Annotated in this window: 22 protein-coding genes; 8 read left to right on the plus strand and 14 right to left on the minus strand. The window is 69.4% G+C overall.

Annotated features, from left to right (window positions below):
* Positions 1 to 156: 156 nt before the first annotated feature.
* Both J2S76_RS19750 and J2S76_RS19755 read left to right on the plus strand, forming a co-directional pair.
* On the plus strand, positions 157 to 2,166 hold the full coding sequence (locus J2S76_RS19750) for a DNA polymerase III subunit gamma/tau (protein WP_307063276.1): 2,010 nt from the start codon (positions 157 to 159) through the stop codon (positions 2,164 to 2,166).
* A 14-nt stretch (positions 2,167 to 2,180) separates the two neighbouring features.
* Positions 2,181 to 2,501 (plus strand): YbaB/EbfC family nucleoid-associated protein, encoded by a 321-nt coding sequence (locus tag J2S76_RS19755; RefSeq protein ID WP_307063278.1) that lies wholly within the window; start codon positions 2,181 to 2,183, stop codon positions 2,499 to 2,501.
* 407 nt (positions 2,502 to 2,908) lie between these two features.
* Here the strand turns inward: J2S76_RS19755 and J2S76_RS19760 are convergent, their stop codons facing one another.
* The 11 genes from J2S76_RS19760 to ccoN form a co-directional block, all read right to left on the minus strand.
* Positions 2,909 to 3,502: a TetR/AcrR family transcriptional regulator gene (locus J2S76_RS19760; RefSeq protein ID WP_307063280.1), complete on the minus strand. Its 594-nt coding sequence runs from the start codon at positions 3,500 to 3,502 to the stop codon at positions 2,909 to 2,911.
* Positions 3,499 to 6,909 carry an acyl-[ACP]--phospholipid O-acyltransferase gene (locus J2S76_RS19765; protein WP_307063281.1) on the minus strand — a complete coding sequence of 1,137 codons (3,411 nt, stop codon included), beginning with the start codon at positions 6,907 to 6,909 and terminating at the stop codon, positions 3,499 to 3,501. The genes J2S76_RS19760 and J2S76_RS19765 overlap by 4 nt, the downstream gene beginning before the upstream one ends.
* A 176-nt stretch (positions 6,910 to 7,085) precedes the next feature.
* Positions 7,086 to 8,243: a hypothetical protein gene (locus J2S76_RS19770; protein ID WP_307063283.1), complete on the minus strand. Its 1,158-nt coding sequence runs from the start codon at positions 8,241 to 8,243 to the stop codon at positions 7,086 to 7,088.
* Positions 8,240 to 8,428 carry a cbb3-type cytochrome oxidase assembly protein CcoS gene (gene ccoS / locus J2S76_RS19775; protein ID WP_307063286.1) on the minus strand — a complete coding sequence of 63 codons (189 nt, stop codon included), beginning with the start codon at positions 8,426 to 8,428 and terminating at the stop codon, positions 8,240 to 8,242. The genes J2S76_RS19770 and ccoS overlap by 4 nt, the downstream gene beginning before the upstream one ends.
* A complete protein-coding gene (locus J2S76_RS19780; protein WP_307063288.1) occupies positions 8,425 to 10,755 on the minus strand; it encodes a heavy metal translocating P-type ATPase in 2,331 nt (776 codons plus the stop codon). Before J2S76_RS19780 ends, ccoS begins: the two co-directional genes overlap by 4 nt.
* Before the next feature lie 5 nt (positions 10,756 to 10,760).
* A complete protein-coding gene (locus tag J2S76_RS19785) occupies positions 10,761 to 11,258 on the minus strand; it encodes a FixH family protein (RefSeq protein WP_307063290.1) in 498 nt (165 codons plus the stop codon).
* 20 nt (positions 11,259 to 11,278) lie between these two features.
* Positions 11,279 to 12,748, minus strand: coding sequence for a cytochrome c oxidase accessory protein CcoG (gene ccoG, locus J2S76_RS19790; RefSeq protein WP_307063292.1), 1,470 nt, complete (start codon positions 12,746 to 12,748; stop codon positions 11,279 to 11,281).
* A gap of 188 nt (positions 12,749 to 12,936) precedes the next feature.
* Complete coding sequence (gene ccoP / locus J2S76_RS19795; protein ID WP_307063295.1) at positions 12,937 to 13,818, minus strand: cytochrome-c oxidase, cbb3-type subunit III; 882 nt, start codon at positions 13,816 to 13,818, stop codon at positions 12,937 to 12,939.
* 2 nt (positions 13,819 to 13,820) lie between these two features.
* Entirely contained in the window at positions 13,821 to 13,976 is a 156-nt protein-coding gene (locus tag J2S76_RS19800; protein WP_131833824.1) for a cbb3-type cytochrome c oxidase subunit 3, read from the minus strand.
* Positions 13,977 to 13,986: 10 nt separating this feature from the next.
* The gene (gene ccoO / locus J2S76_RS19805; protein WP_307063297.1) at positions 13,987 to 14,742 is read right to left on the minus strand and encodes a cytochrome-c oxidase, cbb3-type subunit II; all 756 of its coding nucleotides are present in this window, start codon (positions 14,740 to 14,742) and stop codon (positions 13,987 to 13,989) included.
* Positions 14,743 to 14,754: 12 nt separating this feature from the next.
* The gene (ccoN, locus tag J2S76_RS19810; RefSeq protein ID WP_307063456.1) at positions 14,755 to 16,389 is read right to left on the minus strand and encodes a cytochrome-c oxidase, cbb3-type subunit I; all 1,635 of its coding nucleotides are present in this window, start codon (positions 16,387 to 16,389) and stop codon (positions 14,755 to 14,757) included.
* A gap of 367 nt (positions 16,390 to 16,756) precedes the next feature.
* On the opposite strand from ccoN, the gene J2S76_RS19815 reads away from it, so the two are divergent.
* The 3 genes from J2S76_RS19815 (at position 16,757) to J2S76_RS19825 (ending at position 18,709) form a co-directional block, all read left to right on the plus strand.
* Positions 16,757 to 17,071, plus strand: a complete 315-nt coding sequence (locus J2S76_RS19815; protein ID WP_307063299.1) for a hypothetical protein — start codon at positions 16,757 to 16,759, stop codon at positions 17,069 to 17,071.
* A gap of 112 nt (positions 17,072 to 17,183) precedes the next feature.
* Positions 17,184 to 17,837, plus strand: a complete 654-nt coding sequence (gene msrA, locus J2S76_RS19820) for a peptide-methionine (S)-S-oxide reductase MsrA (protein ID WP_307063301.1) — start codon at positions 17,184 to 17,186, stop codon at positions 17,835 to 17,837.
* 152 nt (positions 17,838 to 17,989) lie between these two features.
* Positions 17,990 to 18,709, plus strand: coding sequence for a hypothetical protein (locus tag J2S76_RS19825; RefSeq protein ID WP_307063304.1), 720 nt, complete (start codon positions 17,990 to 17,992; stop codon positions 18,707 to 18,709).
* A 30-nt stretch (positions 18,710 to 18,739) separates the two neighbouring features.
* Here J2S76_RS19825 and J2S76_RS19830 read toward each other — a convergent pair whose 3' ends face one another.
* Positions 18,740 to 19,207, minus strand: coding sequence for an SRPBCC family protein (locus J2S76_RS19830; protein WP_307063306.1), 468 nt, complete (start codon positions 19,205 to 19,207; stop codon positions 18,740 to 18,742).
* Between the two features lie 48 nt (positions 19,208 to 19,255).
* Between J2S76_RS19830 and J2S76_RS19835 the strand changes: the two genes are divergently transcribed.
* The 3 genes from J2S76_RS19835 (at position 19,256) to cysG (ending at position 21,836) form a co-directional block, all read left to right on the plus strand.
* Positions 19,256 to 19,600 (plus strand): ArsR/SmtB family transcription factor, encoded by a 345-nt coding sequence (locus J2S76_RS19835; RefSeq protein WP_307063308.1) that lies wholly within the window; start codon positions 19,256 to 19,258, stop codon positions 19,598 to 19,600.
* A 147-nt stretch (positions 19,601 to 19,747) separates the two neighbouring features.
* Positions 19,748 to 20,245 (plus strand): TIGR00645 family protein, encoded by a 498-nt coding sequence (locus J2S76_RS19840; RefSeq protein ID WP_307063310.1) that lies wholly within the window; start codon positions 19,748 to 19,750, stop codon positions 20,243 to 20,245.
* An 88-nt stretch (positions 20,246 to 20,333) separates the two neighbouring features.
* Entirely contained in the window at positions 20,334 to 21,836 is a 1,503-nt protein-coding gene (gene cysG, locus J2S76_RS19845; protein WP_307063312.1) for a siroheme synthase CysG, read from the plus strand.
* A 228-nt stretch (positions 21,837 to 22,064) separates the two neighbouring features.
* On the opposite strand, the gene hisG is transcribed toward cysG, so the two are convergent.
* Complete coding sequence (gene hisG, locus J2S76_RS19850; protein ID WP_307063313.1) at positions 22,065 to 23,039, minus strand: ATP phosphoribosyltransferase; 975 nt, start codon at positions 23,037 to 23,039, stop codon at positions 22,065 to 22,067.
* Positions 23,039 to 24,154 (minus strand): ATP phosphoribosyltransferase regulatory subunit, encoded by a 1,116-nt coding sequence (locus J2S76_RS19855; protein WP_307063315.1) that lies wholly within the window; start codon positions 24,152 to 24,154, stop codon positions 23,039 to 23,041. The genes hisG and J2S76_RS19855 overlap by 1 nt, the downstream gene beginning before the upstream one ends.
* Positions 24,155 to 24,247 lie beyond the last annotated feature (93 nt).

Below are 24,247 nucleotides of genomic sequence, written 5' to 3' on the forward strand. Positions count from 1 at the left end.
AGCCCGCACCCTGCGGGCTGTCCTCTTGGTGCGCGTGGCCGGCGCATGAGCGCCTCCCGCCGCCTCCCCCTTTGCCGATTTTTCCCCACCCGGCCGGCGGCGCGGTTGCCCTATGGGTGCTGCGCGATGATATGAAGGGGCCAGCAGCGAGGGACCATGAGCGCGGACAGCCCTGATTTTCCGGCGACAGCGGACGACGCCCGCGATGTCGACGCCCGCGATGTCGACGCCCCCTTGGGCTTCGACCTTGGCGCCGTGCCGGCCGTGCCCGCTGCCGTGCCGGCCGCCGCCACCCCCTATCGCGTGCTCGCCCGCAAATACCGGCCGCAGACCTTCGCCGACCTGATCGGCCAGGAGGCGATGGTCCGCACGTTGAGCAACGCCTTCACCTCCGGGCGCATCGCGCAGGCCTATATCCTCACCGGCGTGCGCGGCGTCGGCAAGACCACCACCGCTCGCATCCTCGCCCGCGCTCTCAATTACGAGCCGGCGGACGGCCCGGTCGGCGGCGGGCAGCCGACGCTCGACATGCCGGTGCTCGGCCGCCATTGCCGCGACATCATCGAGAGCCGCCATGTCGACGTGCAGGAAATGGACGCCGCGTCCAATACCGGCATCGGCGATATCCGCGAGATCATCGAGGCGGCGCGCTACAAGCCGGTGCTGGCGCGCTACAAGGTCTTCATCATCGACGAAGTGCACATGCTCTCCACGGCGGCCTTCAACGGGCTGCTGAAGACGCTGGAAGAGCCGCCCGAGCATGTGAAGTTCATCTTCGCCACCACCGAAATCCGCAAGGTGCCGGTGACGGTGCTCTCGCGCACCCAGCGCTTCGATTTGCGCCGGGTCGAGGCCGGCGTGCTGGCGCGCCACCTGCACGGCATCTGCACGGCGGAGGGCGTGAACATCGACGCCGAGGCGCTGAGCCTCATCGCCCGCGCGGCGGAAGGCTCGGTGCGCGACGCGCTCTCGCTGCTCGACCAGGCGATCGCCCATTCCGGCGGGCAGGCGACCGGCGGCATGGTGCATGGCGAGCAGGTGCGGGCGCTGCTCGGCCTCGCCGATCGCGGCCGGGTCATCGACCTGTTCGAGGCGCTGATGAAGGGCGACATCGCGAAGGCGCTGACTGAGCTGCGCGAACAGTATGATTCCGGCGCCGACCCGGCGGTGGTGATCGCCGACCTCGCCGAGTTCACCCACCTCGTCACACGGATGAAGATCCTGCCCGAGACCGGCGACGACGCCGCTTTGGTGGAGGCCGAGCGCATGCGCGGGCGCGATTTCGCCCGCGGCCTGTCGATGCGGGTGCTCTCGCGCGCCTGGCAGATGCTGACCAAGGGGCTCACCGAGGTGCAGCAGGCGGCAAAGCCGATGCAGGCAGCGGAAATGGTGCTGGTGCGCCTCGCCTATGCCAGCGACCTGCCGACCCCGGACGAAGCGCTGCGCCGCCTGCGCGACGGCGCGCCCGAGGCGCCCGCCGGCCGGCCTTCCGGCGGCGCAAGCATGGGCGGTGGCTCGGGCGGTGGCGGCTCGGCGATGGCCGCAATGGCCCCGCGCAGCTATGCCGCGCCGGTCTCCGTCCCCGTCTCGGCTCCCTCGGCCGCCCCCAGCGCGGCGAGCCATCTCTCGGTCGCCTCCCGCAGCGCCCCGCGCCCGGCCGCGCCGGCCGTTTCGCCGGCGGCAGCGCCCGCCCCCGCCCCGGGCCTCGCCGTGGCGACCTTCGAGGATCTCGTCGCGCTCGCCGCCGCCCGGCGCGACCTCAAGCTCAAATTCGCGCTGGAGAACCATCTGCGACTGGTCGACTTCGAGGATGGAAGGCTGGAAGTGGCGCTGGCCCCCGGCGGCTCGCCCAATCTGATCCAGGAACTGCAGTCGAAGATTTCCGAATGGACGGGAAAACGCTGGCTGGTCGCCCTGTCGCGCGAGGAGGGCGAGCCCACTCTGGCCGAGAAGGCCGCCGCCCAGCGCCACGCGATGATGACCGGCGTGCGCGCCGACCCGTTGGTGGCGGCGGCGCTGGCCCGCTTTCCCGGCGCCTCGATCGTCGATGTGCGTTCGCTCGCAACCGAAGAGCCTGCCGGCGCCTTCACCACCGATACCAACGACGCCGATCTGATGGCCGCCCGCGATGACGGGCCGGGCGCGGACGACGAGATCGAATTCTGACACAGGAGTCCCGGATGAAAGACCTTCTCGGCATCATGTCCAAGGTGAAGGAGATGCAGTCCAAGATGGAGCAGCTCCAGGCGGAGCTGGAAGCCATCGAGGTCGAGGGCGCGGCCGGCGGCGGCATGGTCACGGTGCGCCTCTCCGCCAAGGGCGCGCTGAAGGCGATCCATGTCGACCCCAGCCTGCTCAACCCCGAGGAAGCGGAAATCCTCGAAGACCTGATCGTCGCCGCCCATGCCGATGCCCGCGCCAAGGGCGATCGCATCGTGCAGGAAAAGACCCAGGCAATCACCGCCGGCCTGCCGATCCCGCCCGGCATGAAGCTGTTCTGAGACGGGCGCCGCGCGACTTCGAGGGCGACGGCTCCCTCTCCCCGTGGGGGAGAGGGTTGGGGTGAGGGGCCCGCCTGTTGCGCGGGCCCGCCCGGGGGGGGGGGGGGGCGGCGGGGGGGGGGCGGGGCGGCGCCGCGCCCGCGAGCGCGGGGCGCGGCCGGGGGGGGGGGGGGGGGGGGGGGGGGGCGGGGGGGGGGGGGGGGGGGGGGGGGGGGGGGGGGGGGGGGGCGCCCCCCCCCCCCCCCCCGCCTGTTGCGCGGGCCCGCCCGCTCCCCTCACCCGCCGCTGCGCGGCGACCTCTCCCCCACGGGGAGAGGTGAGAACGGCAAGGCCCGTTTTGACACAGAACGGCGCCGGCTCCCTCTCCCCCACGGGGAGAGGTAAAGAACAGCTGGCCGGCGCCCCCCTTATCCCTTCAGTGCCGCCTCCACGATGCCCAGCACCGCCGCCGCGATCTCAGGCGCCTGCGCCATCAACGGCGCGTTGATCCGGCCATAGAGCGCGAACACCGCCGGCTGCACCACGCAGCCGAGCGCCAGCGCGCTCGCCAGCGTCACCCGCGCCTCCGGCACGCCGGCGCCGCGCAGCATCTGCGCCACCGCCTCCACCACATTCGCCTCCGGCGCGTCCGGCACGGTGCCCAGATGCTCGTGCTGGTGGATGAGCAGATAGGCGAACAACGCCGGCTCGGCATCGAACAGCGCGCAGGCCAGACCGACCACTGCCCGCAGCTTGCGCTCCAGCTCCCGCTCCCCGGCATCGATGGCGCAGATCTCCGCCGCCAGCGTCGCGTAGCGGGTGAGGAACAGCTCGCGGGCGAGCTTCTCCTTCGAGGGGAAATGCCGGTACAGCGCCCCCTCGCTCACCCCGACCCCGAGCGCGATGTCGCGCACCGAGGTGCCGGCCACGCCCTTCTGCGCGAACAGCTCCAGCGCCACCGCCTCGATCCGCGCGCGGGTATCCGCGCCGTCGCGGCCGCGACGTGCGGGCGCCGCGCTCACGCACCCTCTCCCGGCCCGGTGCCGCGCGCGGCGAGCATTTCCAGCGCGATGGCGCGCGCCTTGGTGAAGTCCACCTTGCCCGAGCCCAGCAGCGGCAGCTCGTCCATACGCAGGATCTCGGCTGGGACCATCAGCTCGGTCACGCCGCGCTCGCGGGCATGGCCCTGCAGCGCCGCGCGGGTGAGGTCCGGCGCGGTGCTCATCAATATGATGCGCTCGCCGCGCCGCGCGTCCGGCACCGCCACCGCCACATGCTCGGCATCCGGGCGCAGCGCGGCGACCATGGTGTCGATGGCGGCGAGCGAGATCATCTCGCCGGCGATCTTGGCGAAGCGCTTCACGCGGCCGCGAATGGCGACGAAACCTTCGTCGTCAAAGGTGACGATGTCGCCAGTGTCGTACCAGCCCATCTCAGGCGGCTCGATCACGCCGGGCTTCTCGGCGCGGAGATAGCCGAGCATCACGTTCGGCCCGCGCACCTGCAGCCGCCCGCCTTCCTCGATGCCGGCCATGGTCTCCAGTCGGTGGTGAATGCCCGGCAGCATCCGCCCCACCGTGCCGACGCGGTTGAACATCGGCGTGTTCACCGCCAGCACCGGCGCGCATTCGGTGACGCCATAGCCCTCCAGAATGCGGTGGCCGAACTTCTCCATCCACACCCGACGCGTTTCCGCCTTCACCGGCTCGGCGCCCGCCACCACGAAGCGCAGCGAGCGGAAGTCGTAAGGGTTGGCAGTGCGGGCATAGCCCATGAGGAAGGTGTCGGTGCCGACAATGGCGGTGGCATTGGTGGCGTAGACCAGTTCCGGGATGATCCGGTAATGCAGCGGCGAGGGGTAGAGATAGGTCTTCAGCCCCGACACCATCGGCAGCACCAGCCCGCCGGTGAGGCCGAAGGAATGGAAGACGGGCAGCACGTTGAACATGATGTCGGCGGGCGAGAAGTCGATCCGCGCCGCCACCTGCGCCACATTGGTGAGGATGTTGCGATGGGAGAGTACGACGCCCTTCGGCGTGCCTTCCGAGCCCGAGGTGAACAGCACGAAGGCCGGATCGTCGGGATGGGCGGGCTTCGGCGCGGGCAGCGGCAGCAGGGCGCGGATCTTGTCCGGCGTGGTGACGGAGGCGCGGATGTCCTCGCTCATCAGCACCCGCACATGCTTTTCCAGCTCCGCGACTTCCGCCTCCAGCCGCGCCTTCTCGATGAAGGCGCGCGAAGCGACCACCAGCTTCACCTCCGCCGCCTTGCAGGCAGTGACGAGATTGGTGGCGCCGGCGGTGTAGTTGAGCATGACCGGCACGCGGCCATGGCGCGAGAGCCCCAGCAGCACCACGGCGATGCCGGCGGCGTTGGGCAGCAACACGCCGACCTTCTCGCCCGGCGCGGTTTCCTTAGCCAGCTTGTCACCGAGGATCTTCGCCCCCAGCAGCAGCTTGCGATAGGACAGGATGCTGCCGAGCGGGTCCTCCAGCACGATGCGCTTCATGCCGAGCCGGATCGCCGCGTCCTCCACCGCCTGATAGACGGTGACATTGGTGTGGCTGGTCTCGAAGACGAGATCGCTCATCACGTCATAGAGCGCCGCGCCCGCCGCCCGCCGGCGCTTGCGGCCGAACAGCTCGCGATCGACCTTCAGCTTGCGCGGCGGCAGGATGGTGACGCGCACCTTGGGGAACAGCCGCTTGCGGGTCTGGTGGCCGTCGAGGCGGGAGAAATAGGTCTGCTCCAACCCCTCGATCCGCACCGGCACCACGGGCGCGTCCGCCTTATCGGCGATCAGCGCCGAGCCGTCATAGATCTTCATGATCGAGCCGGTGACGGTGATCCGCCCCTCGGGGAAGATCACCAATTGCTCGCCCTGCTGCACCTGGCGGATCAGGTCGCGGGTGGCCATCGGCTTGGTCGGGTCGAGCGGGAAGGCGCGCACCAGCTTCAGGAACGGCTTCACCCACCAGGCCTCCGCAATGGCGCGGTCGACGGCGAAGACCGGGTCATTGTCGAGCAGCGCCATGATGAGCGGCGCGTCGAGGAAGCTGACATGGTTGATGGCGATCACCGAGCCGGGGCCGGCGGCCTTCAGGTGCTCCGCCCCCGTCACCTCGACCCGGAACAGCACCCGGAACACCAGCTTGATCAGGTCGCGCAGCACCTGGCCCTGGAAGGCGCGCCCGGCGAGAATGGCGACGACGAGGCTCGCCGCGCCGAGCAGGCCGAGCAGCGCCGGGGCGCCGAATCCCGCGAATTGCAGCCCGGCGACGATGACCGCGCCCGCCACCATGAAGGCGGCGTTGAGCACATTATTGCCGGCGATCACCCGGGCGCGGCGGTCCTCGTCGGCGGCCGCCTGCACAAAGGCGAAGGTCGGCACCACGAAGGCGCCACCGGCGGCGGCAAGGCCGATCAGCCCGATGGCGGCGTGCACACCCGCGCCCGAGGTGAGGAAGTCATACCAGCCAATCGGCGGCGCGGCGGGGGCGAGCGTGCCCATCATGAAGGCGAGATCGATGGCGAAGACGCCCATCAGCAGCCCCGCCGCCGGCACCAGCGCCAGCAGGATGCGCCCTTCCGACAGCTTGGCGGCGAGCGTCGAGCCGATGGCGACGCCGATGGTGAACAGAACGAGGAACAGGGTGACGACGCTTTCCAGCCCGCCAATGCTGTCCTTCACCAGCGTCGGCAGCAGCGAGAGCACCACGCCGCCGACCAGCCAGAACCAGGAGACGATCAGCGCCCCGCGCCAGATCGGCTTCTCGGCGCGGATATCGGCCAGCAGCGTCATCGTGCTGCGCCAGACATTGTGGTCGATCTTGAGGTCCGGCGCGCCCGGCAGCGTGTGGGGGATGCCCCGGGCCGACAGCCAGGCGATCACCGCCAGCACGAAGGTGAAGCCGGCCACCGCCCATTCCCCGGTATGGGTGAAGGCCAGCGCCCCGCCCACCGTGCCGCCGAGAATGGCGGCGAAGGTCGCCATCTCGATCAGGGCATTGCCGGAGACGAGTTCGTCCTTGGCGAGGTGATCGGGCAGGATGCCGTATTTCACCGGCCCGAACAGCGCGCTCAGCGTACCCATGAAGAACAGGCCGACGAACAGCAGCGGGATGGACTGGATGACGAAGCCGGCGCTGGCGATCAGCACGATCCAGATTTCGGCGAATTTCACCCGCCGGGCGATCAGCGACTTGTCGTAGCGGTCGGCCAGCTGGCCGCCGAGGCTGGAGAACAGGAAGAAGGGCAGGATGAAGATGCCCCCCGCCAGCGTCACCAGCGCGCCGCCATTCACATGGGCGATGCCGTAAAGGATCAGCAGCGCCATCGCGTTCTTCACGAAATTGTCGTTGAAGGCCGCGAAGAACTGGCACCAGAACAGCGGCGCGAACCGCCGGGCCGTCATCAGCCGTGTGAACATGCTCGATCCCTCACCGCATTGTCAGTGAGCGATCACTTACATAAAGACGCGAAGGCGTCAACATCTCCCACAAGGCCGGCATCTCGGCCGAGCGACGCGAGAGCCGGGATCGCTCCCCCATGGCACGCGATCCCGGATCGGCCTGCGGCCGTCCGGGATGACGGGAGACGTGAGGGCTAAACCAGCACGCCCGCCAGCGCTGCGGCGAGCAGTAGCCCGTCATGCACGCCGAGCTGCAGCCGGGAGGGCGTGCCCGCGCCGTGCAGCATCAGGGTCGTGGCGAGGCTCGCCAGCGCCCAGCCGGCGCCCACCGCGAGGAAGGCGAGGGAAATCGTCACCGCCTCATTGGCCTGCGCCACCATCAGCGCCGCCCCGATGCAGAGCGCGAGCGCCAGCAGCGCCAGCGGCGCCGCGCCGATCCACCGCGCCAGCGCCCCGCCCGCCAGCGCCGGCGCGTACATCGCCACCACATGCCAGGCGACCACGCCCGAAATCAACGGCACACCCACGCCGCAGCCGGCCAGCGACAGCGGCGCGCCGGCCATCGCCGAGGTCATCGCCCCCCAGGCGAGAGCGCCGATCAGCGTCGGCAGGACGAGCGCCCGCCAGGCCAGCGGCGCGGGGCGCTCCTGCGGCTGCGCCACCGCCATCGCCTCGACGGTGAGTTCGGCATGGGAAAAGCGCGCTTCCGGCAGCGACACGGCAAAGCCGAGCGCGCCGAGCTGGGCCAGCGCCGCGAGGATCAGCGTGCCGGCGAAGGTGTAGGGGGCGAAGGCCGCCTCCGCCATGCCGGCCAGCAGCGGCCCGGCAAAGCCGGCCAGCGCGCCGGCACCGAGGAGCCGCGCCACCATGCCCGCCCGCAGCCCCGAGGCCGCGCCGAAGGCCGCCGCGTGGCGGTAGAACATGCCAAAACCCTGTGCCGCGCCGAGCCAGGCGGCGCCCAGCACCAGCATCGGGAAGGCGCCGAGCATCAGCGCATAGGCCGCCACCAGCCCGCCGGCGACGCCGAGGCTGGCGCCGAGCGCGAAGGCGGCCCGCCGGCCGAACGTGTCGAGCAGGAAGCTGGCGGGAAGGCTCGCCAGCGCCGCGCCGAGCAGCAGGGCGGCGAGCGGCAGGGCGGCGAGTTCCGGGCGCGGGGCCAGCATGGCGCCGGCCAGCGGCAGGACGCCCAGCGTCAGCGCCTGCGCCAGCACCACAAGGGCGAAGCCGCCGGCCAGCCGCCCGATGCCGAGCGACCGGCGCAGCGCGCGCGGCGCGTCTTCCGGGCAGGCGCAGCCGAGCCGGCCGGCGCGGGCCGCTTCCGCCTCGGCGTCGAAATAATCACTGGCGCTCATGCGGGGCGGTCCCGCTCGACGGGGCGCCCCTCAGGCGGCGCGCGCAGATCGTCATCCGAGAGCACGCGCACCGCCGCCCCTTCAATGTCGTCATACTGGCCAGCCCGCAGCGTCCACAGGAAGGCGACCAGCCCGAGCAGGCCGAGGCTCAGCGCCGCCGGCACCAGATAGAGAAGCACGCTCATGCCGCCTCCTTTGCCTTTTCCAGTGCGCGCCCGCCCTGCCGCGCCCGCAGCGCGTTCAGCGTCACGATGATGGAGGAGCCGGACATGGCGAGCGCCGCCACCAGCGGCGTCACGGCGCCGGCCACCGCCAGCGGCACGGCGATGAGATTATAGACCACGGCGATCATCAGGTTCTGCCGCATCAAATGCCGCGCCCGGCGCGCCACCTTCAGCGCGATGGCGACGGGGGCCAGCTTCTCGCCGAGGAACACCGCGTCGGCCTGCGCCCGCGTCACATCGGCGGCGCTGATCGGCGAGAGCGAGACATGGGCGCTGGCGAGCGAGGGCGCGTCATTGATGCCGTCGCCCACCATCAGCACGCCATGCCCCTTGGCATCGAGGCTTTCCAGCACGGCGATCTTGTCGCCCGGCCGCATCTGCGCCCACCAGTCCGTCACCCCGAGCCGCGCCGCCACCGGCGCCACCGCCGCGCGGCGGTCGCCCGAGAGCAGCACGATGGCGAGGCCGGCGTCGCGCAGCTCGTCCATCACCGCGCGCGCATCGCTGCGCAGCGCCTGCCGGATCTCAAGCACGGCGCAGGCCTCACCCAGCCGCACCGCGACCAGCGAGGCATCGGGCGCCGCATCGGCCCGCGCGGCCGCCAGCGCCTCGCAGCCGCAAAAGGCGGGGCTGCCGAGCCGCGCCGTCACCCCGTCGATCTCCGCCTCCACCCCCGCGCCGGGCACTTCGCGCACCTCGGCCAGCGGCAAAGCGTCGGGATGGGCGACGGCGATCGCCCGCGCCAGCGGATGGGTGCTCGCCAGAGCGAGCCGCGCGGCGGCGGCCAGCAGCGGCGCCGGCACGTGAGAGGTGTCGGAAAGGCTGGGATCGGGCAGGGTCAGCGTGCCTGTTTTGTCGAAAGCGACAGTGTCGATCTCGGCCAGCCGCTCGAAGGTGTCGCCGGAATTGATCAGCACGCCGGCCCGCATCAGCGTGCCGGCCGCCACCACCTGCACCGCCGGCACGGCGAGCGCCAGCGCGCAGGGGCAGGTGATGATGAGCACCGCCACCGCGATCAGCACCGCCTGATGCAGCGACGCGCCGGCGATCAGCCAGCCGATCAGCGCCAGCAGCGCGGTGGTATGCACCATCGGCGCGTAGAGCCGGGCGGCACGGTCGGCGAGCCTGATATAGCGCCCGCGCGCGGTCGACGCCTTGTCGAGCAGGCGCTCGATCTCGTCGAGGAACGTGTCTTCCCCCGCCGCCGTGGTGCGCAGCCGCAGCACGCCGTCATGAATGAGGCTGCCGGCATGCACCGTGCCGCCGACGCCCACGTGGCGCGGCAGCGTCTCGCCCGTCACCAGGCTCTCATCCACCGAGGCGGTGCCGGAAAGCACCCTCCCGTCCACCGGCGCACGCTCGCCCGCCCGCAGCATCACCTCGTCGCCGGGCTTCACGGCGGCAGCGGGCACGGTGACGAGCCTTCCATCCGCTTCGATGCGGTTGGCCGAGACCGCCTTCAGCGCGGCGAGATTGCCCGCCTCCGCCCGCGTGCGCCGGCGCATCGCGTGGTCGAGATAGCGCCCGGCGAGCAGGAAGAACAGCAGCATGACCGCCGAATCGAAATAGGCGTGCTCGGCATGGTGCAGCGTCTCGTACACCGAGACACTGAGCGCCAGCAGCACGCCGAGCGTGATCGGCACATCCATGTTGAGCGAGCGCGCCTTCAACGCCCGCAAGGCGCTCTGGAAGAAGGGCTGGCCGGCATAGGCGGCGGCCGGCAGCGCGATCAGCGCCGAGAGCCAGTGGAAGAAGTCGCGCGTCTCGGGGGTGATGTCGGTGACATTGCCCGACCAGACCGAGACCGAAAGCAGCATGATGTTCATCGCCGCGAAGCCGGCGACGCCGAGGCAGCGCAGCAGATGGCGCGAGGTGGCGTTGTCGATCTCCTCCAGCCGATCGGCCTCGAACGGCCAGGCGCGATAGCCCGCCTTCGCCAGCGCCTCCAGCACCCGCGCGGGCGCCGGCTCGGCGCGGGCGTCCCAGCCAATGGTGAGGCGGTGGGTGGTGTAGTTCAGCCGCGCGCGGACGATGCCGGGCAGCGCCTCGCACCCGTCCTCGATCTCGTCGATGCAGGCGGCGCAGTCGATGCCCTCGACCGCAAACGCCATCTCCGCCTGCCCGGCGGGGTCGCGGCGCAGGAACAGCGAAAAATCCTGGGCGGGCGCTTCCGTCCGTGCCCGGTCATCCCCCGGCTTGCCCCGGGCATCCACGTCCTGAACCGGCGCGCCCGGCCATGACGCGCCGGCAAGGGCTGTGACGTTGGGGGCCAGGGTTTCGCTCGCCATCGTCGCTACCGGATGATGACGCGGTTGGTGGAGCGGAACAGACGCTCGCCGTCGCGGTTGAGTTCGATCACCAGCTCCCATTGCCCTGAGGCCACCGTGTCGGTGGCGCGCCACTGGCCCGCGCTCACCCGCACCGGGTCGAGCGGCACGTCAAGCCGGCGGTCGGTCGGGTGCTGCAGCGTCGCCACCAGAGCGACATCGGTCAGCGGCCGGCCGTCGGCATCGTGGGCGGCGACATCGAGCCGCCCGGGCTCGATATGCGCGTCGACCTGCCAGTGGCGGGCATCCTGCGCCGCCGCCGCCTCGCTCTCGGCGCGGAAGGCGAGCCCGGCCTTGTAGGAGCTTTCCGTCTCCACCCCGCCAAAGCTCGTCACCGCCGCCCGCACGAGGAAGAAATTGGCGGTGAAGACGACACCGAAGAAGCCGATGAAGCAGACAAGCACGGTGCGGCCGGTAATCGGCCGGCCCTTCCCCTTATCTGATGCGTTGCGGCGTGCGGCCATGATCGTCCTCCGGTCGGCGCTCAGGGACCCTTGAAATGGTCGGGCGCGGTGGTGGTCTCGCCGCCGATCACATCGGTGACGGAGAAGGTGACGGGCAGCGAGGCGCTGGCCGGCAGCTTGGCGTGGGTGGAAACCAGCGCCCGCAGCTCATAGGTCTGGTCCGGCCCGACCTCGACCACGGGATGGCCATTCTCGGTTTCCGAGATGCCGCCGACGATTTCGAGCTGCGCTTCCGGCACCCCGTCCACCGCGATGGCGAAACGGCGCGGCAGCGACTGCTTGTTGACGATGCGCAGCGTGTAGGCATTGCGCAGCGATCCGTCCGAGAGCCGGACAAAGAGCGGGTTGCGGTCATGGATGACGGAGACGCCCTCCGAGCCGCGCATCGCCAGCGTCGCCACCATGATGCCGCCGACGACGACGATCAGCCCGGCATAGAGAAGGGTGCGGGCGCGGAAAACCTTCGCCACCGGCGCCAGGCCCTGCTGGCGGCGCTCGACATTCATCTCGGTGTCGTAGGCGATCAGCCCGGTCGGGCGGCCCACCTTGTTCATCACCGTATCGCAGGCGTCGATGCACAGGCCGCACTGGATGCAGGCGAGCTGGCTGCCGAGGCGGATGTCGACGCCCGTCGGGCAGGCAGCGACGCATTGCTTGCAGTCGATGCAGTCGCCCGAGGGCACGCCGGCCGCGCGCAGCGCCTCGCTCTTCTTGAACGAGCCGCGCGGCTCGCCGCGGTCATAGCGATAGGTGACGTTGAAGGCGTATTCGTCGGTCAGCGCCGCCTGGATGCGCGGCCAGGGGCACATATAGGTGCACACCTGCTCGCGCATATGGCCGGCGAGCACATAGGTGGTGAAGGTGAGGATGGCGATCCAGAGATAGGCGACCAGCGGCGCCGTGCCGGTGAAGAGCTGCCAGACCAGTGTCGGCGCATCGGCGAAATAGAGCACCCAGGCGCCACCCGTCCACCACGCCACCATCAGCCACAGCGTGTGCTTGGCGGCGGCCTCGAACACGCGCTGGGTGCGCGAGGCGGTCTTCAGCTTCTCGCGCCGCTCGCGCGGGTCGCCCTCGACCATGCGCTCGATCGCCTGGAACAGGTCGGTCCACACGGTCTGCGGGCAGAGATAGCCGCACCAGAGCCGGCCGGCCACCGCGTTCATCAGGAACAGCACCAGCGCGGCGAGGATCAGCAGGCCGGTGACGTAGTAGATTTCCTGCGGCCAGATCTCGATGAAGAAGAAATAGAACCGCCCATTGGCGAGATCGACCAGTACCGCCTGCGAGGGGGCATTGGGGCCACGGTCCCAGCGCAGGAAGGGCAGCAGATAATAGATGCCCAGCGTGACGATGAGCAGCGCCCATTTGATGCGGCGGAAGGTGCCGTGCACGGCGATCGGGTAGATCTTGCGACGGGCCTCGTAGAGCGGGGCGTCGTCGTCATATTCCGGCTCTTCAAGCCGTTCCACCTTGGTCGCCATGTTCATGTCGGTCCCCGGAGCGTGCGCTACGCGCCTCTAAGCGGTTCGCGCCTGTCATGGAGGCTTTCTAAACCCGCCCTTCGCGGCCGTTGATCCGGGGCTTGCCGGGCGGAAAAATGCTTATGCGGCGGGACGTCGCGGAAGGACTCCCCCGCACACCCCGCCGCATCGCCTCACTCCGTCAAGCGCAGGCGTTACTTCCCGCCCCCGAGCGCATGCACATAGACGGTGAGCGCCTTGATGGTGGTCGGGTCGAGACGACCTCCCCAGGCCGGCATGATGCCGGCGCGGCCATTGGTGATCGAGGCGATCACATTGTCGCGGCCCGAGCCGTAGAGCCAGATGCCGTCGGTGAGGTTCGGGGCGCCGAGCTCGATATTGCCCTTGCCGTCCGCCCCGTGGCAGGCGGCGCAATTGGTCTCGAACACCTCCTTGCCCTTGGCGAGATCGGGGGTGACCCCGGCCGGCACCGGCAGATTGGAGAGCGAGCGCACATAATCCGCCGCCGCCACGATCTCCGGGCGCGGCAGCATGGCGTCGCGGCCGAAGGCGGGCATGTCGCCGACATGGGCGTCGGCATCGGTGGAGCGGATGCCGTGCAGCAGCGTCTGCTGGATCTGCTCCAGCGAGCCGCCCCACATCCAGTCATCATCGTTCAGGTTGGGGTAGCCGACCGAGCCGGCGGCCCCGGTGCCGTGGCACGGCGCGCAATTGTCGCCGAAGGCCGCCCGGCCCTGGGCGCGGGCGAAGGACAGCAGTTCGGGGTTGGCCTCGATCTCGGCGAGCGACGCCTGCTGCAGCTTCTCGGCGAACGCGCCGCGCTGGGTGCGCAGATCGGCAAGCTGCACCTCGATGGCGTCGCGCGACTTCCAGCCGAGCACGCCGGAGGTGTAGCCGGAGACGAGCGGCCAGGCGGGATAGGCGATCCAGTAGACCACCGCCCAGACGATGCAGGCATAGAAGGTCCACAGCCACCAGCGCGGCAGCGGGTTGTTCAGTTCGCGAATGCCGTCCCACTCGTGGCCGGTCGTCGACACGCCGGTGACGGCGTCCACGTTCTTTTGATGCTCGGCCATGGTCAATCCTCGCGCAGCGGCATGCGGGCGGCGTCTTCAAACTGCTTGCCGCGCCGGGGCGAAAGCGCATAGGCGAGCACGCAGAGGAAGATGCCGACGAAGTAGAGAAGCCCCCAGGTCTGGGCGAATTCGGCGAGGGCGCGATAGGTCTCGTTCATCCCGGCCTCCTCAGCGGATGTTTGCCTTGTCGTCGTAAAGCTTGAAGTCGACCATGGTGCCGAGCGCCTGCAGATAGGCGATCAGCGCATCCGCCTCGGAGACAACCTTGGGGTTGCCGTCGAAGTCGCGCTGCTGCGCGCCGGGATAGCGCTCGACCAGCCCGTCGCCATCGGCGTCGGGGGTGGCCTGCGCCTTCAGGTCGGCCAGCGCCTCGGCAATCATCGCTTCCGAATAGGGCACGCCGAGCACGGCGTTGACCTTCATGTCGTCGGCGATCTCGTAGGTCTTGAGCGGGGTCTGCGCCAGGAAGGGGTAGCCGGGCATGATCGAGCCCGGCACCACCGAGCGCGGATCGGCAAGGTGCTGGCGCTGCCATTCGTCGGAGTACTTGTTGCCGACGCGGGCGAGATCCGGCCCGGTGCGCTTGGAGCCCCACTGGAACGGGCGGTCATACATGCTCTCGGCCGCCAGCGAATAGTGGCCGTAGCGTTCCACCTCGTCGCGCAGCGGGCGGATCATCTGCGAGTGGCAATTGTAGCAGCCCTCGCGGACATAGATATTGCGGCCGGCCAGTTCCAGCGGCGACCAGGGCCGCACGCCGGAGACCTTCTCGATCGTGCTCTTGAGGTAGAACAGCGGCACGATCTCGACGAGGCCGCCAATGGCGACCACGAGCAGGATGCCGATCATCAGCCAGATCGAGTTCCGTTCGAGGAAGGCGTGCTTGGCCCAGAGGGACTTTTTCGGAGCGGCGGCTTCAGCCATGATCTTGCGTCCTCACTCAGCCGGCACGAGGGAAGGGTTGCGCGCGCCGGTGTCGGCCTCAGCCGTCTCCGGCTGCCGGATGGTCATGAAGATGTTGAACGCCATGATCAGCCCGCCGACGAGGAACAGCACGCCACCCAAAGCGCGGATGATGTAGAAGGGGTGCATCGCCTCGACGGTCTCGATGAAGGAGTATTCGAGGAAGCCGAGCGAGGTGTAGGCGCGCCACATCAGGCCCTGCAGGATGCCCGCCACCCACATCGCCGAGATGTAGAAGACAATGCCGATGGTCGAGATCCAGAAGTGCCAGTTGACGAGGCGCAGCGAATACAGCTCCCGCTTCTGCCAGAGCCACGGCACGAGGCAGTAGATGGCGCCGAAGGAGATGTAGGCGACCCAGCCCAGCGCGCCGGAATGCACGTGGCCGATGGTCCAGTCGGTGTAGTGGCTGAGCGAGTTGACCGACTTCACCGACATCAGCGGACCCTCGAAGGTCGACATGCCGTAGAAGGCGACCGAAACCACCATCATGCGCAGCACCGGGTCGGTGCGCAGCTTGTCCCAGGCGCCCGAGAGCGTCATCAGGCCGTTGATCATGCCGCCCCAGGAGGGCATCCACAGGATGATCGAGAAGGTCATGCCCAGCGTCTGCGCCCAGTCCGGCAGCGCGGTGTAGTGCAGATGATGCGGGCCGGCCCAGATGTAGATGAAGATCAGCGCCCAGAAGTGGATGATCGACAGCCGGTAGGAATAGACCGGCCGGTCGGCCCGCTTGGGGATGAAATAATACATGATGGCGAGGAAGCCGGCGGTGAGGAAGAAGCCGACCGCGTTGTGGCCATACCACCACTGCACCATGGCATCCTGCACGCCCGACCAGACGATGTAGGATTTGGGCGAGAACACCGAGACCGGGATGCTGGCATTATTGCCGAGATGCAGCATCGCGATGGTGACGATGAAGGCGAGGTAGAACCAGTTCGCCACATAGATGTGGGGTTCCTGCCGGCGCCACAGCGTGGCGAGATAGACCAGCAGATACGTCACCCACACCACGGTCAGCCACAGATCGGCGTACCATTCCGGCTCGGCATATTCCTTCGACTGGGTGATGCCCAGCAGATAGCCCGTGCCGGCGATGACGATGAAGAAATTATAGCCCAGCACCACGAACCACGGCGCGAGATAGCCGGCGAGGCGGGCGCGCGAGGTGCGCTGCACCACATAGAACGAGGTGCCGATCAGCACATTGCCGCCAAAGGCGAAGATCACCGCCGAGGTGTGCAGCGGCCGCAGCCGGCCGAACGCCGTCCAGGGCAAATCGAGGTTCAGCCAGGGGAAGGCCAGCTGGAAGGCGATGATGACGCCGATCAGGAAGCCGGCAATGCCCCAGAACATCGCCGCGAGGGTGGCGAACTTCACCGGGCCGAAATTGTAGTTCGGCTTGCCCTCGATCTCCCGCGCCGGCAGGGCCGCCGGGCGGTCCGCATAGCGGTTGAGGATGACGAACACCGCCGCCAGGCTGGCGAAGGCGGAGAGATAGGCGTGGAAGGCATAGGCCGCGTCGTGGGTCTTGGCCGCCACGGTGATGCAGGACAGCGTCAGGACCGCGAAGACAAAGGCGAGCCCGCCCTCGCCAAAGGTCATTTTCTTTCCGCTCTGGTCGACGCCGGGCTCGGTGGCACCCGAGCCGCGTCCCTCGCCAGCGGAGCTGTGTAGCTGCGTCATTCGACCCTCCACGTTCCGATCGGCCGATCTGGAACGACTCCATGATGTGGAGGGAGCTTTCGCGCCACTGGAGGTCGACAACCTTGATCCACATCAAGGCTAAGGGTCTTCACGGACGCGGGAGCCGGCGGCGCAACGCCGCGCGAAGCGGCGGGCGGGCGGGCGTTGCAGCGGGTGGCGGCGCCCCCGCCACCCGGCGCGGGGGCCTTGCCTCCCCCGCCCGCCCCGCCTACAGACGGTCGGACGCGACAGATGCGCCCTTCGCGCACGAGGACCGGGACGCCGCATGATCCGCTTTTTCTTCCGCTTCGTCGGGCTGTGGGTTCTCGCCGGCGCCTTTGTCGCCCTGGTGCTGGACGGCGTGCGCTCCATCGCCTCGTCGGAAATCGTCACCACCCCGCTCGGCGTCACCTGGCTGGCGGTGAGCCCGGATTCGCTGGCGCGCTTCCAGGCCTTCATCACGCGCAGCCTGTCAGCGACGGTGTGGGACTATCTCGTCGTGCCGGTGCTCGGCGCGCCGCTCTTCGCGGTGCTCGGCATCGCCGGCGCGCTGCTGCTGCTGATCGGCCGCCGGCCCGCCGTGCAAGGGCCACGTGCGTGATGCCTCGCACCTTGATGCCGCGCACCTGATGCCGCGTGCGTGATGGCGCCCGCCCTCGCGCAAGGGCACGCCACGCCCCATATTGGCGCCAGTCCATGAAGGGATTTGCCCCATGTTCTTCTTCAAGAAGAGTGCCGAACTGCCCACCGCCGCGCAGGCGCTGCCCGGCCGCGCCCGCCCGCTGCCCACCGCCGAAACCCATTTCGTCAACGGCCACGCCCTTAAGGGCCCCTACCCGGAAGGGTTCGAGACCGCCATTTTCGGGCTCGGCTGCTTCTGGGGCGCCGAGCGCAAGTTCTGGCAGACGCCCGGCGTCTATGTGACCGCCGTCGGCTACATCAACGGCATCACCCCGAACCCGACCTATGAGGAAACCTGCACCGGCCTGACCGGCCATGCCGAGGCGGTGCTGGTGGTCTTTGACCCGGCCAAGATCAGCTATGCGCAGCTGCTCAAGCTGTTCTGGGAGATCCACGACCCGACCCAGGGCATGCGCCAGGGCAATGATGTCGGCACCACCTACCGCTCCGGCCTCTATGTCACCTCGGCCGAGCAGCGGGCGCAGGCGGAAGCCAGCCTCGCCGCCTATGACGTCGCCCTGCAGGCGAAGGGTTTCCCGGCGATCACCACCGAGATTGTCGACGCCCCGCATTTCTACTTCGCCGAGGAATACCACCAGCAGTACCTCGCCAAGAACCCGAACGGGTACTGCGCCCTCAGCGGCACCGGCGTCTCCTGCCCGATCGGCACCGGCGTCGCCGCCTGACGAGGACAGGTGCGGCGGCATTTCCCGCCGCGCCCCCGCGTCTCGCGCAACGGGGCGCCCTGTCTATTCTTGATCGCATCGCATGGCCGTCTTCCCTCGCCCGGCACCCGCGCCGTAACGTTCGCGCCTCGCCGACGTAACGAGGAACGACCGTGACCTCATCTTCCCGCTCCCGCCTTTCCGCCCTGTTCGCTTTGCTGGTTCCGCTGACCGGCGGCGCCGCGGTGGCGCAGCAGCCGGCGCCGACGCCGAAGCTGCCGGCCGTGCTGCGCGATGCGCGCTATTGCGAGCTGGTGGCGGTGCATCTCACCCTGGACGGCCTCAAGGCCTCCGTCTTCAACACGCTCGGCTTCGACGACTGCCCGGCCGACAAATGGGACGCGCTCACACGGCGCGAGCTGCTCGCGCAGTTCGACACGCTCGCCGTGGTCATGAACGGGCCGCGCCATTTCATCATGGACGGCATCTCCGCCTCGGGCGACACCAAGACCGGCGAGATCATCACGGTCGGCGGCATCGTCATGGCCAAGCGGGCCGAGGTGTCGCTCTCGCTGCACCAGGCGATGGGGCCGGCCTATACCGAGCAGACCATCGACCGCAACACCACCTATCGCTTCGACGCCGGCAAGCCGGTGTTCCAGCTCACCGCCCCGGATGGCGCGGTCTATGTGATGCAGTCCTACGCCCAGATCGTCGACCCCGCGCTCACCTATGCCGACCTCGCCGGCCTCGGCAGCCGGCTGAAGCCGCCGGCGGGCTGGCACTACAGCACCCGCACCCCGGACACGGACCTGCTTCTGGTCGCCAAGGGCACGGCCATCGTCATTCAGGACGAGATGAAGAACACCTACCAGAAGGTGGTTGCGAACTGAACGAGGTGGACGCGCCCGCCGGCGGGCGCGCTACCGATAGAAGCCCTGCCGGAGATTGAGGCCATGTTCGAGCCAGGCCTTCATCGCGCAGAGCATGCCGGTCCAGCCTTCGCAATTGCCGTAGGAGGCCTTCCAGCCTGCCGCGCTCGGTGACCATCCGCGCTCGCTGATGCGCACCAGCGTGCGCCCGTCCTCCAGCGGCTCGAAGGTCATCGTCACCGTGGTCTGGCGCGCCCCGGATGCGTCCGGGGTCGCGGTCCCTTCCGGCGCGTCCCACCGCAGCACGATGCGCCGGTCCTGCACCACCTCGACCACATGGACGGGACAGGCGCCGGGAAATTCATGGAAATCCCATGTCACCACCGCGCCCGTCGCGAGCCGGCCGGTGGCCCCGCCAGTGGTGAAGAACTGCGACAGAAGGCCAGGATCGACCACAGCTTCGAACACCTCATGCACCGGCCTGTCGATGCGCCCGCCCACGGTGAATTCCGGTTCCATAAGCTTTCCCCCTCTTGCGACAGGCACGATATGTTATATATTTATAACATGTCAATCGACGACGCCGACGACACCCTGTTCAAGGCCCTTGGCCATCGCGCCCGGCGGCACTTGCTGGACGCGCTGAAGGCAGGGCCGCGCACGACAGGCATGTTGTGCCTGTCGATGCCCGAACTCGACCGCTGCACGGTGATGCAGCACCTCAAAGTGCTGGAGGAGGCCGGTCTCGTCGTCGTCGAGCGGCGCGGGCGCGAGCGGTGGAACCATCTCGACGCGCTGCCGATCCATGCCCTCCATGAGCGCTGGATCGGCCCCTACGCCGCCTATGCGGCCTCCATGCTCGGCCGGCTGAAGCGCAGCGTCGAGGCTGCGCCCGTCAGGGAAGAGCTCTGACGCGCGATGGGGCCGCCGGGGCCGGCCGGGTGCCTCGCTTGTTGCCCCGCTTTCTTGCCCCGCTTTCTTGCCCCTTGCCGCTGACGCGGCGCCGTGGCACCCCTCTCGCAGCCGCGAGAAGCGGGGTCAGGCCGGGGTGACGGACGCATGGAAAAGGTCATCGAACGCATCATTCTGCTCAGCCGCTGGATCATGGCCCCGTTCTATCTCGGGCTGGTGATCGCGCTGGCGGTGCTGCTGTACAAATTCGGCGTCGAGCTGTTCCATTTCGTCACCCATGCCACGCAGTTCGACGAGAGCGACACCATTCTCGGCATATTGGCGCTGGTCGACCTCACCTTCACCGGCAGCCTGGTCATCATCGTCATCTTCTCCGGCTATGAGAATTTCGTCGCCAAGATCGACGGCTCCGGCCATGCCGCCTGGCCGGAATGGATGACCAAGGTCGATTTCGCCGGCCTCAAGCAGAAGCTGCTGGCCTCCATCGTCGCCATCTCCGCCATCGCGCTGTTGAAAGCCTTCATGAATCTCGACCGCGGCGTCGATGAGAAGCAGCTGATGTGGCTGGTCATCATCCATGTCGTGTTCGTGCTGTCAGGCGTGGTGCTGGCCTGGACCGACCGGCTGTCGGAAAAGAGCCACTGACATTTTCCGCAATATTTTAGTTCATTGACTTTAATGGACGTGGATTTTGTGTGATAAGTCGACAGTGCTCTTTCGGACGACCGCCGCGATGACCGATTCCGCCTCCCCCACTCCCGCCACTGAGCGCCGCGCTGCCCGCGCGCCGGCGCGCATGGCCCCGCTCGCCCGCCTGCCGGTGTTCTTCGCCCTCACCGGGCGCCGGGTGGTGCTGGCCGGCGGCTCGGAGGCGGCGGCATGGAAGGCGGAACTGCTCTCCGCCGCCGGCGCGCGGGTGGACGTGTTCGCCATCGACCCCTGCGAGGACCTGCTGGCGCTGGCCGCCGCCCCGCCCGACGGCGAGCTGATCCTCATCGCCCGCGACTGGACGCTGGAAGACCTTGCCGGCGCCGCGCTCGCCATCGGCGCGATCGAAGACGATGACGAATGCGCCCGTTTCGCGCAGGCCGCCCACACCGCCGGCGTGCCGGTCAATGTGGTCGACAAGCCGGCCTTCTGCGATTTCGCCTTCGGCGCCATCGTCAACCGTTCGCCCCTCGTGGTCGGCATTTCCACCGATGGCGCCGCCCCGGTCTTCGGCCAGGCGGTGCGGGCCAAGATCGAGGCGGTGATCCCGCAGGGCTTCAAGCGCTGGGCCGAGGCCGCGCGCAGCTGGCGCCCGGCGGTGTCCGCCCTCGCCCTGTCCTATCAGGGCCGCCGCGGCTTCTGGGAGCGCTTCACCCGCGCCGCGCTGGAGACCCCCGAGGACGAACCGTCCGAGGCGCTGCGCGAACAGTTTCTCGCTCGCGCCGAAATGGAGCGCACCGACACGCCGCGCGGCTCGGTCGCCCTTGTCGGCGCCGGCCCGGGCGACCCGGAACTGCTGACGCTGAAGGCGGTGCGGGTGCTGCAATCGGCCGATGTCGTGCTCTATGACGATCTCGTCGCCCCGGCGGTGCTGGATGTCGCCCGCCGCGAGGCACGCAAGATGCTGGTCGGCAAGACCGGCTACAAGGCCTCCTGCAAGCAGGACGACATCAATGCGCTGATGGTCTCGCTGGCGAAGCAGGGCAAGCGGGTGGTGCGGCTGAAGGGCGGCGACCCGATGGTGTTCGGCCGCGCCGGCGAGGAAATCACCGCGGCGCGCAAGGCTGGCCTGCCGGTGGAAGTGGTGCCGGGCATCACCGCGGCGCAGGGGGCGGCGAGCCGGCTCACCACCTCGCTCACCCATCGCGACCATGCCCGCCGGCTGCAATTCGTCACCGCCCATGCGCGCGACGGCAAGCTGCCGCGCGATCTCGACTGGCAGGCGCTGGCCGACCCCGCCGCCACCACCGTGGTCTACATGCCCCAGCGCACCTGGGGCGAACTGGCGGCCAAGGCGATGGCGGCCGGGCTCGACCCGGCGACGCCGGCCATCGCGCTGTTCTCCGCCACCCGGCCGGAAGAGCGGCAGGTGCCCGCCACCGTCGCCACGCTGCAGGGCGCGCTGGAGCGGGCCGTGGCCGACGGCGCCAGCGGGCCCTGCCTCGTGCTGTTCGGCCACGCCATCGGCGAGGCGGCGGCCTTCGCGCTGCCGGAAGTGGCGGAGACGGCGCAGGCCGCCCAGGGCTGATCTCTCATCCTTGAACGTCATCCCGGACGGCCGAAGGCCGATCCGGGATCCACGTCTTGAGTGGGGAGCAGGGCGAGTGGCCGCCTGCGTCCTTCGAGGCCCCGGCGGCGCCGGGGCACCTCAGGATGACGAACGCCCCACTCCCGAAGCTCCCGTCATGCTGAGGTGCGAGCGCAAGCGAGCCTCGAAGCACGCAGGCCCGGCACGCAGGCCCGCGCGGCGAAGACCCTAGCCGATCCGCGCTTCCAGCTTTTCGTAAAGCGGGTTCTCGGCGGCGAACACATAGTCGAGCGGGCCGACCGACACCGTCGCCGCGCCCTGCTCGCGCAGAAACACCGCCAGAGCGTGCAGCGTGTCCGGCGGGCAGTGCAGTGTCACCATGCCGGAGGAGGTCGGCGCGCCGAAGGGCGCCACGGCGCGGAAGCGGCGCACCGCCTCCTGCACCACCCCGGCATCGCAGGCGGCAAAGCGCGTCTTCACCTCGCGCATGGTGGCGGCGCGCTTGGCCGCCGTCACCCGGTCGAGCAGCGCCCGCGCCGCCGCCTTCGCGGTGGGGTTCCAGTCCGCATGCAGCGAGGCGACCAGATTGGCCTCCGAGCGCAGCATCACCCCGTCATCGATCACCTTCAGCGCATTGGCCGCCAGCGTCGAGCCCGTGGTGGTGATGTCGACGATCAGCTCCGCCGTGCCCGCCGCCGGCGTGCCCTCGGTGGCGCCCAGGCTCTCGACGATGCGGTAGTCGACAATGCCGTGGCGGGCGAAGAAGCCGCGCGTGAGGTTGAGATATTTCGTCGCCACCCGCACCCGCCGGCCGCGCGTGGCGTGGAAATGCGTCGCCACATCGTCGAGGTCGCGCATGGTGCGCACGTCGATCCAGGCCTGCGGCACCGCCACCACCACATTGGCGTGGCCAAAGCCCAGCCCTTCCACCAGCAGCACCTTGGAATCGGCGTCGGGAATGCTCTCGCGCACCAGATCCTCGCCGGTGACGCCGAGATGCACGGCGCCGGCGGCCAGCTGGCTGGCGATCTCGGAGGCGGAGAGATAGGCCACTTCCACCCCCTCCACCCCGGTCAGCGTGCCGCGATAGTCGCGCACGCCGCGCGACTGGGTCAGCGACATGCCGGCGCGGGCGAAGAAGCCGGTGGCGTTTTCCTGCAGCCGGCCCTTGGACGGCACGGCGATGATCAGCGGCGCACTCATCAGCGGGCCTCCACGGCGTCGAGCCGGCCAAGCCAGACGGCGAAGCCGACGGCGGGGATGGGTTCCCCGGCGCCGAGCCGGCCGAGCAGCCCGTCATAGCGCCCGCCGGCCACCAAGGGCGCACCCGCGCCGTTCTCGTGCAGCTCGAACACCATGCCGGAGTAATAATCGAGCGGCCGGCCGAAGGCGGTGGCGAAGGAAAGCCGTTCCGGCTCGATGCCCTGCGCGGCGATGAAATGGGTGCGGTTCTCGAAGGCGTCGAGCGCGCGGGCGAGATCCAGCCCCGCTTCCTCGACCAGCGCCCGCAGGCTCGCCGCCGCCTGGTCGGGCGTGCCGGCAATGGCGAGATAGCGCTCGATCACCGCGACCTTTTCCGCCGACAGCCCCTCGCCGTCGCCCGGCGCGGCCTGTTCGAGAAAGCGCTCGGCGATTTCCGACACGCTGCGCCCGCCGACGGTGGAGATGCCGGCGATGGAGAGCAGGTCCGTCACCAGCGCCCGCGCCGCGTCGGGGTCCGAGCCCGCCAGCGCCGAGAGCACGCCGGCATGGGCGGTGACGCCGCCTTCTTCCGGGCGCTGCTTGAGCAGAGCGAGATCGGCGCCGAGATCGCCGGAGCGGGCGAAATCCTTGATCAGCCGTCGCCGCCAGACGGGGGGCAGGTTCAGCGCGTCGAGCAAAGTGGCGAACAGGCCGGCATCGCCGAGCCGTATCGTCGGGTCGATCACCCCCCACAGCGCCGCCGTCTCCAGCCCCAGCGCCAGCAGGTCGGCATCGGCCGCCTCGCGGTCCTGCCGGCCGAAGGATTCGACGCCGGCCTGCAGGAGTTCCCCGCCCGGCACGTCGGAACGGAACACCGGGCCGAGATAGGCGAAATCGCGCATCTGCGCGGCGCCTTCCGCGATGTAATGGCGGCACACCGGCAAGGTGAGGTCCGGCCGCAGGCACAGCTCGCGCCCGTCCGGGTCCATGGTGATGAACATGGTGCGCCGCATCTCCTCGCCCGAGAGGTCGAGAAAGGCATCGGCGGGCTGGAGCACCGGCGGCTCGACGCGCGCGAAGCCGGCGCGCGCATAGAGCGCGAGCAGTTCCTCGGCGTGGCTTTGGTCGGCGGGCATGGGCGGGTCCGGTCTGCGGTAAATGGGCGTTGGATAAAGCTGCGCGCTTCTAGCAAAGGGGACCGTCCGGGTCCATGCGCGGGGTGCGAGATG

It is taken from the genome of Ancylobacter vacuolatus (assembly GCF_030813595.1).
Classification (GTDB): Bacteria; Pseudomonadota; Alphaproteobacteria; order Rhizobiales; family Xanthobacteraceae; genus Ancylobacter; species Ancylobacter vacuolatus.

What these genes read in the sequence shown, in the direction of transcription:
- J2S76_RS19750 (WP_307063276.1), top strand. Translation starts at nt 157, where the DNA reads ATGAGCGCGGACAGCCCTGATTTTCCGGCGACAGCGGACGACGCCCGC.
- J2S76_RS19755 (WP_307063278.1), top strand. Translation starts at nt 2,181, where the DNA reads ATGAAAGACCTTCTCGGCATCATGTCCAAGGTGAAGGAGATGCAGTCC.
- J2S76_RS19765 (WP_307063281.1), bottom strand. Translation starts at nt 6,909, where the DNA reads ATGTTCACACGGCTGATGACGGCCCGGCGGTTCGCGCCGCTGTTCTGG.
- J2S76_RS19770 (WP_307063283.1), bottom strand. Translation starts at nt 8,243, where the DNA reads ATGAGCGCCAGTGATTATTTCGACGCCGAGGCGGAAGCGGCCCGCGCC.
- ccoS (WP_307063286.1), bottom strand. Translation starts at nt 8,428, where the DNA reads ATGAGCGTGCTTCTCTATCTGGTGCCGGCGGCGCTGAGCCTCGGCCTG.
- J2S76_RS19780 (WP_307063288.1), bottom strand. Translation starts at nt 10,755, where the DNA reads ATGGCGAGCGAAACCCTGGCCCCCAACGTCACAGCCCTTGCCGGCGCG.
- J2S76_RS19785 (WP_307063290.1), bottom strand. Translation starts at nt 11,258, where the DNA reads ATGGCCGCACGCCGCAACGCATCAGATAAGGGGAAGGGCCGGCCGATT.
- ccoG (WP_307063292.1), bottom strand. Translation starts at nt 12,748, where the DNA reads ATGAACATGGCGACCAAGGTGGAACGGCTTGAAGAGCCGGAATATGAC.
- ccoP (WP_307063295.1), bottom strand. Translation starts at nt 13,818, where the DNA reads ATGGCCGAGCATCAAAAGAACGTGGACGCCGTCACCGGCGTGTCGACG.
- J2S76_RS19800 (WP_131833824.1), bottom strand. Translation starts at nt 13,976, where the DNA reads ATGAACGAGACCTATCGCGCCCTCGCCGAATTCGCCCAGACCTGGGGG.
- ccoO (WP_307063297.1), bottom strand. Translation starts at nt 14,742, where the DNA reads ATGGCTGAAGCCGCCGCTCCGAAAAAGTCCCTCTGGGCCAAGCACGCC.
- ccoN (WP_307063456.1), bottom strand. Translation starts at nt 16,389, where the DNA reads ATGACCTTTGGCGAGGGCGGGCTCGCCTTTGTCTTCGCGGTCCTGACG.
- J2S76_RS19815 (WP_307063299.1), top strand. Translation starts at nt 16,757, where the DNA reads ATGATCCGCTTTTTCTTCCGCTTCGTCGGGCTGTGGGTTCTCGCCGGC.
- msrA (WP_307063301.1), top strand. Translation starts at nt 17,184, where the DNA reads ATGTTCTTCTTCAAGAAGAGTGCCGAACTGCCCACCGCCGCGCAGGCG.
- J2S76_RS19830 (WP_307063306.1), bottom strand. Translation starts at nt 19,207, where the DNA reads ATGGAACCGGAATTCACCGTGGGCGGGCGCATCGACAGGCCGGTGCAT.
- J2S76_RS19835 (WP_307063308.1), top strand. Translation starts at nt 19,256, where the DNA reads ATGTCAATCGACGACGCCGACGACACCCTGTTCAAGGCCCTTGGCCAT.
- J2S76_RS19840 (WP_307063310.1), top strand. Translation starts at nt 19,748, where the DNA reads ATGGAAAAGGTCATCGAACGCATCATTCTGCTCAGCCGCTGGATCATG.
- cysG (WP_307063312.1), top strand. Translation starts at nt 20,334, where the DNA reads ATGACCGATTCCGCCTCCCCCACTCCCGCCACTGAGCGCCGCGCTGCC.
- hisG (WP_307063313.1), bottom strand. Translation starts at nt 23,039, where the DNA reads ATGAGTGCGCCGCTGATCATCGCCGTGCCGTCCAAGGGCCGGCTGCAG.
- J2S76_RS19855 (WP_307063315.1), bottom strand. Translation starts at nt 24,154, where the DNA reads ATGCCCGCCGACCAAAGCCACGCCGAGGAACTGCTCGCGCTCTATGCG.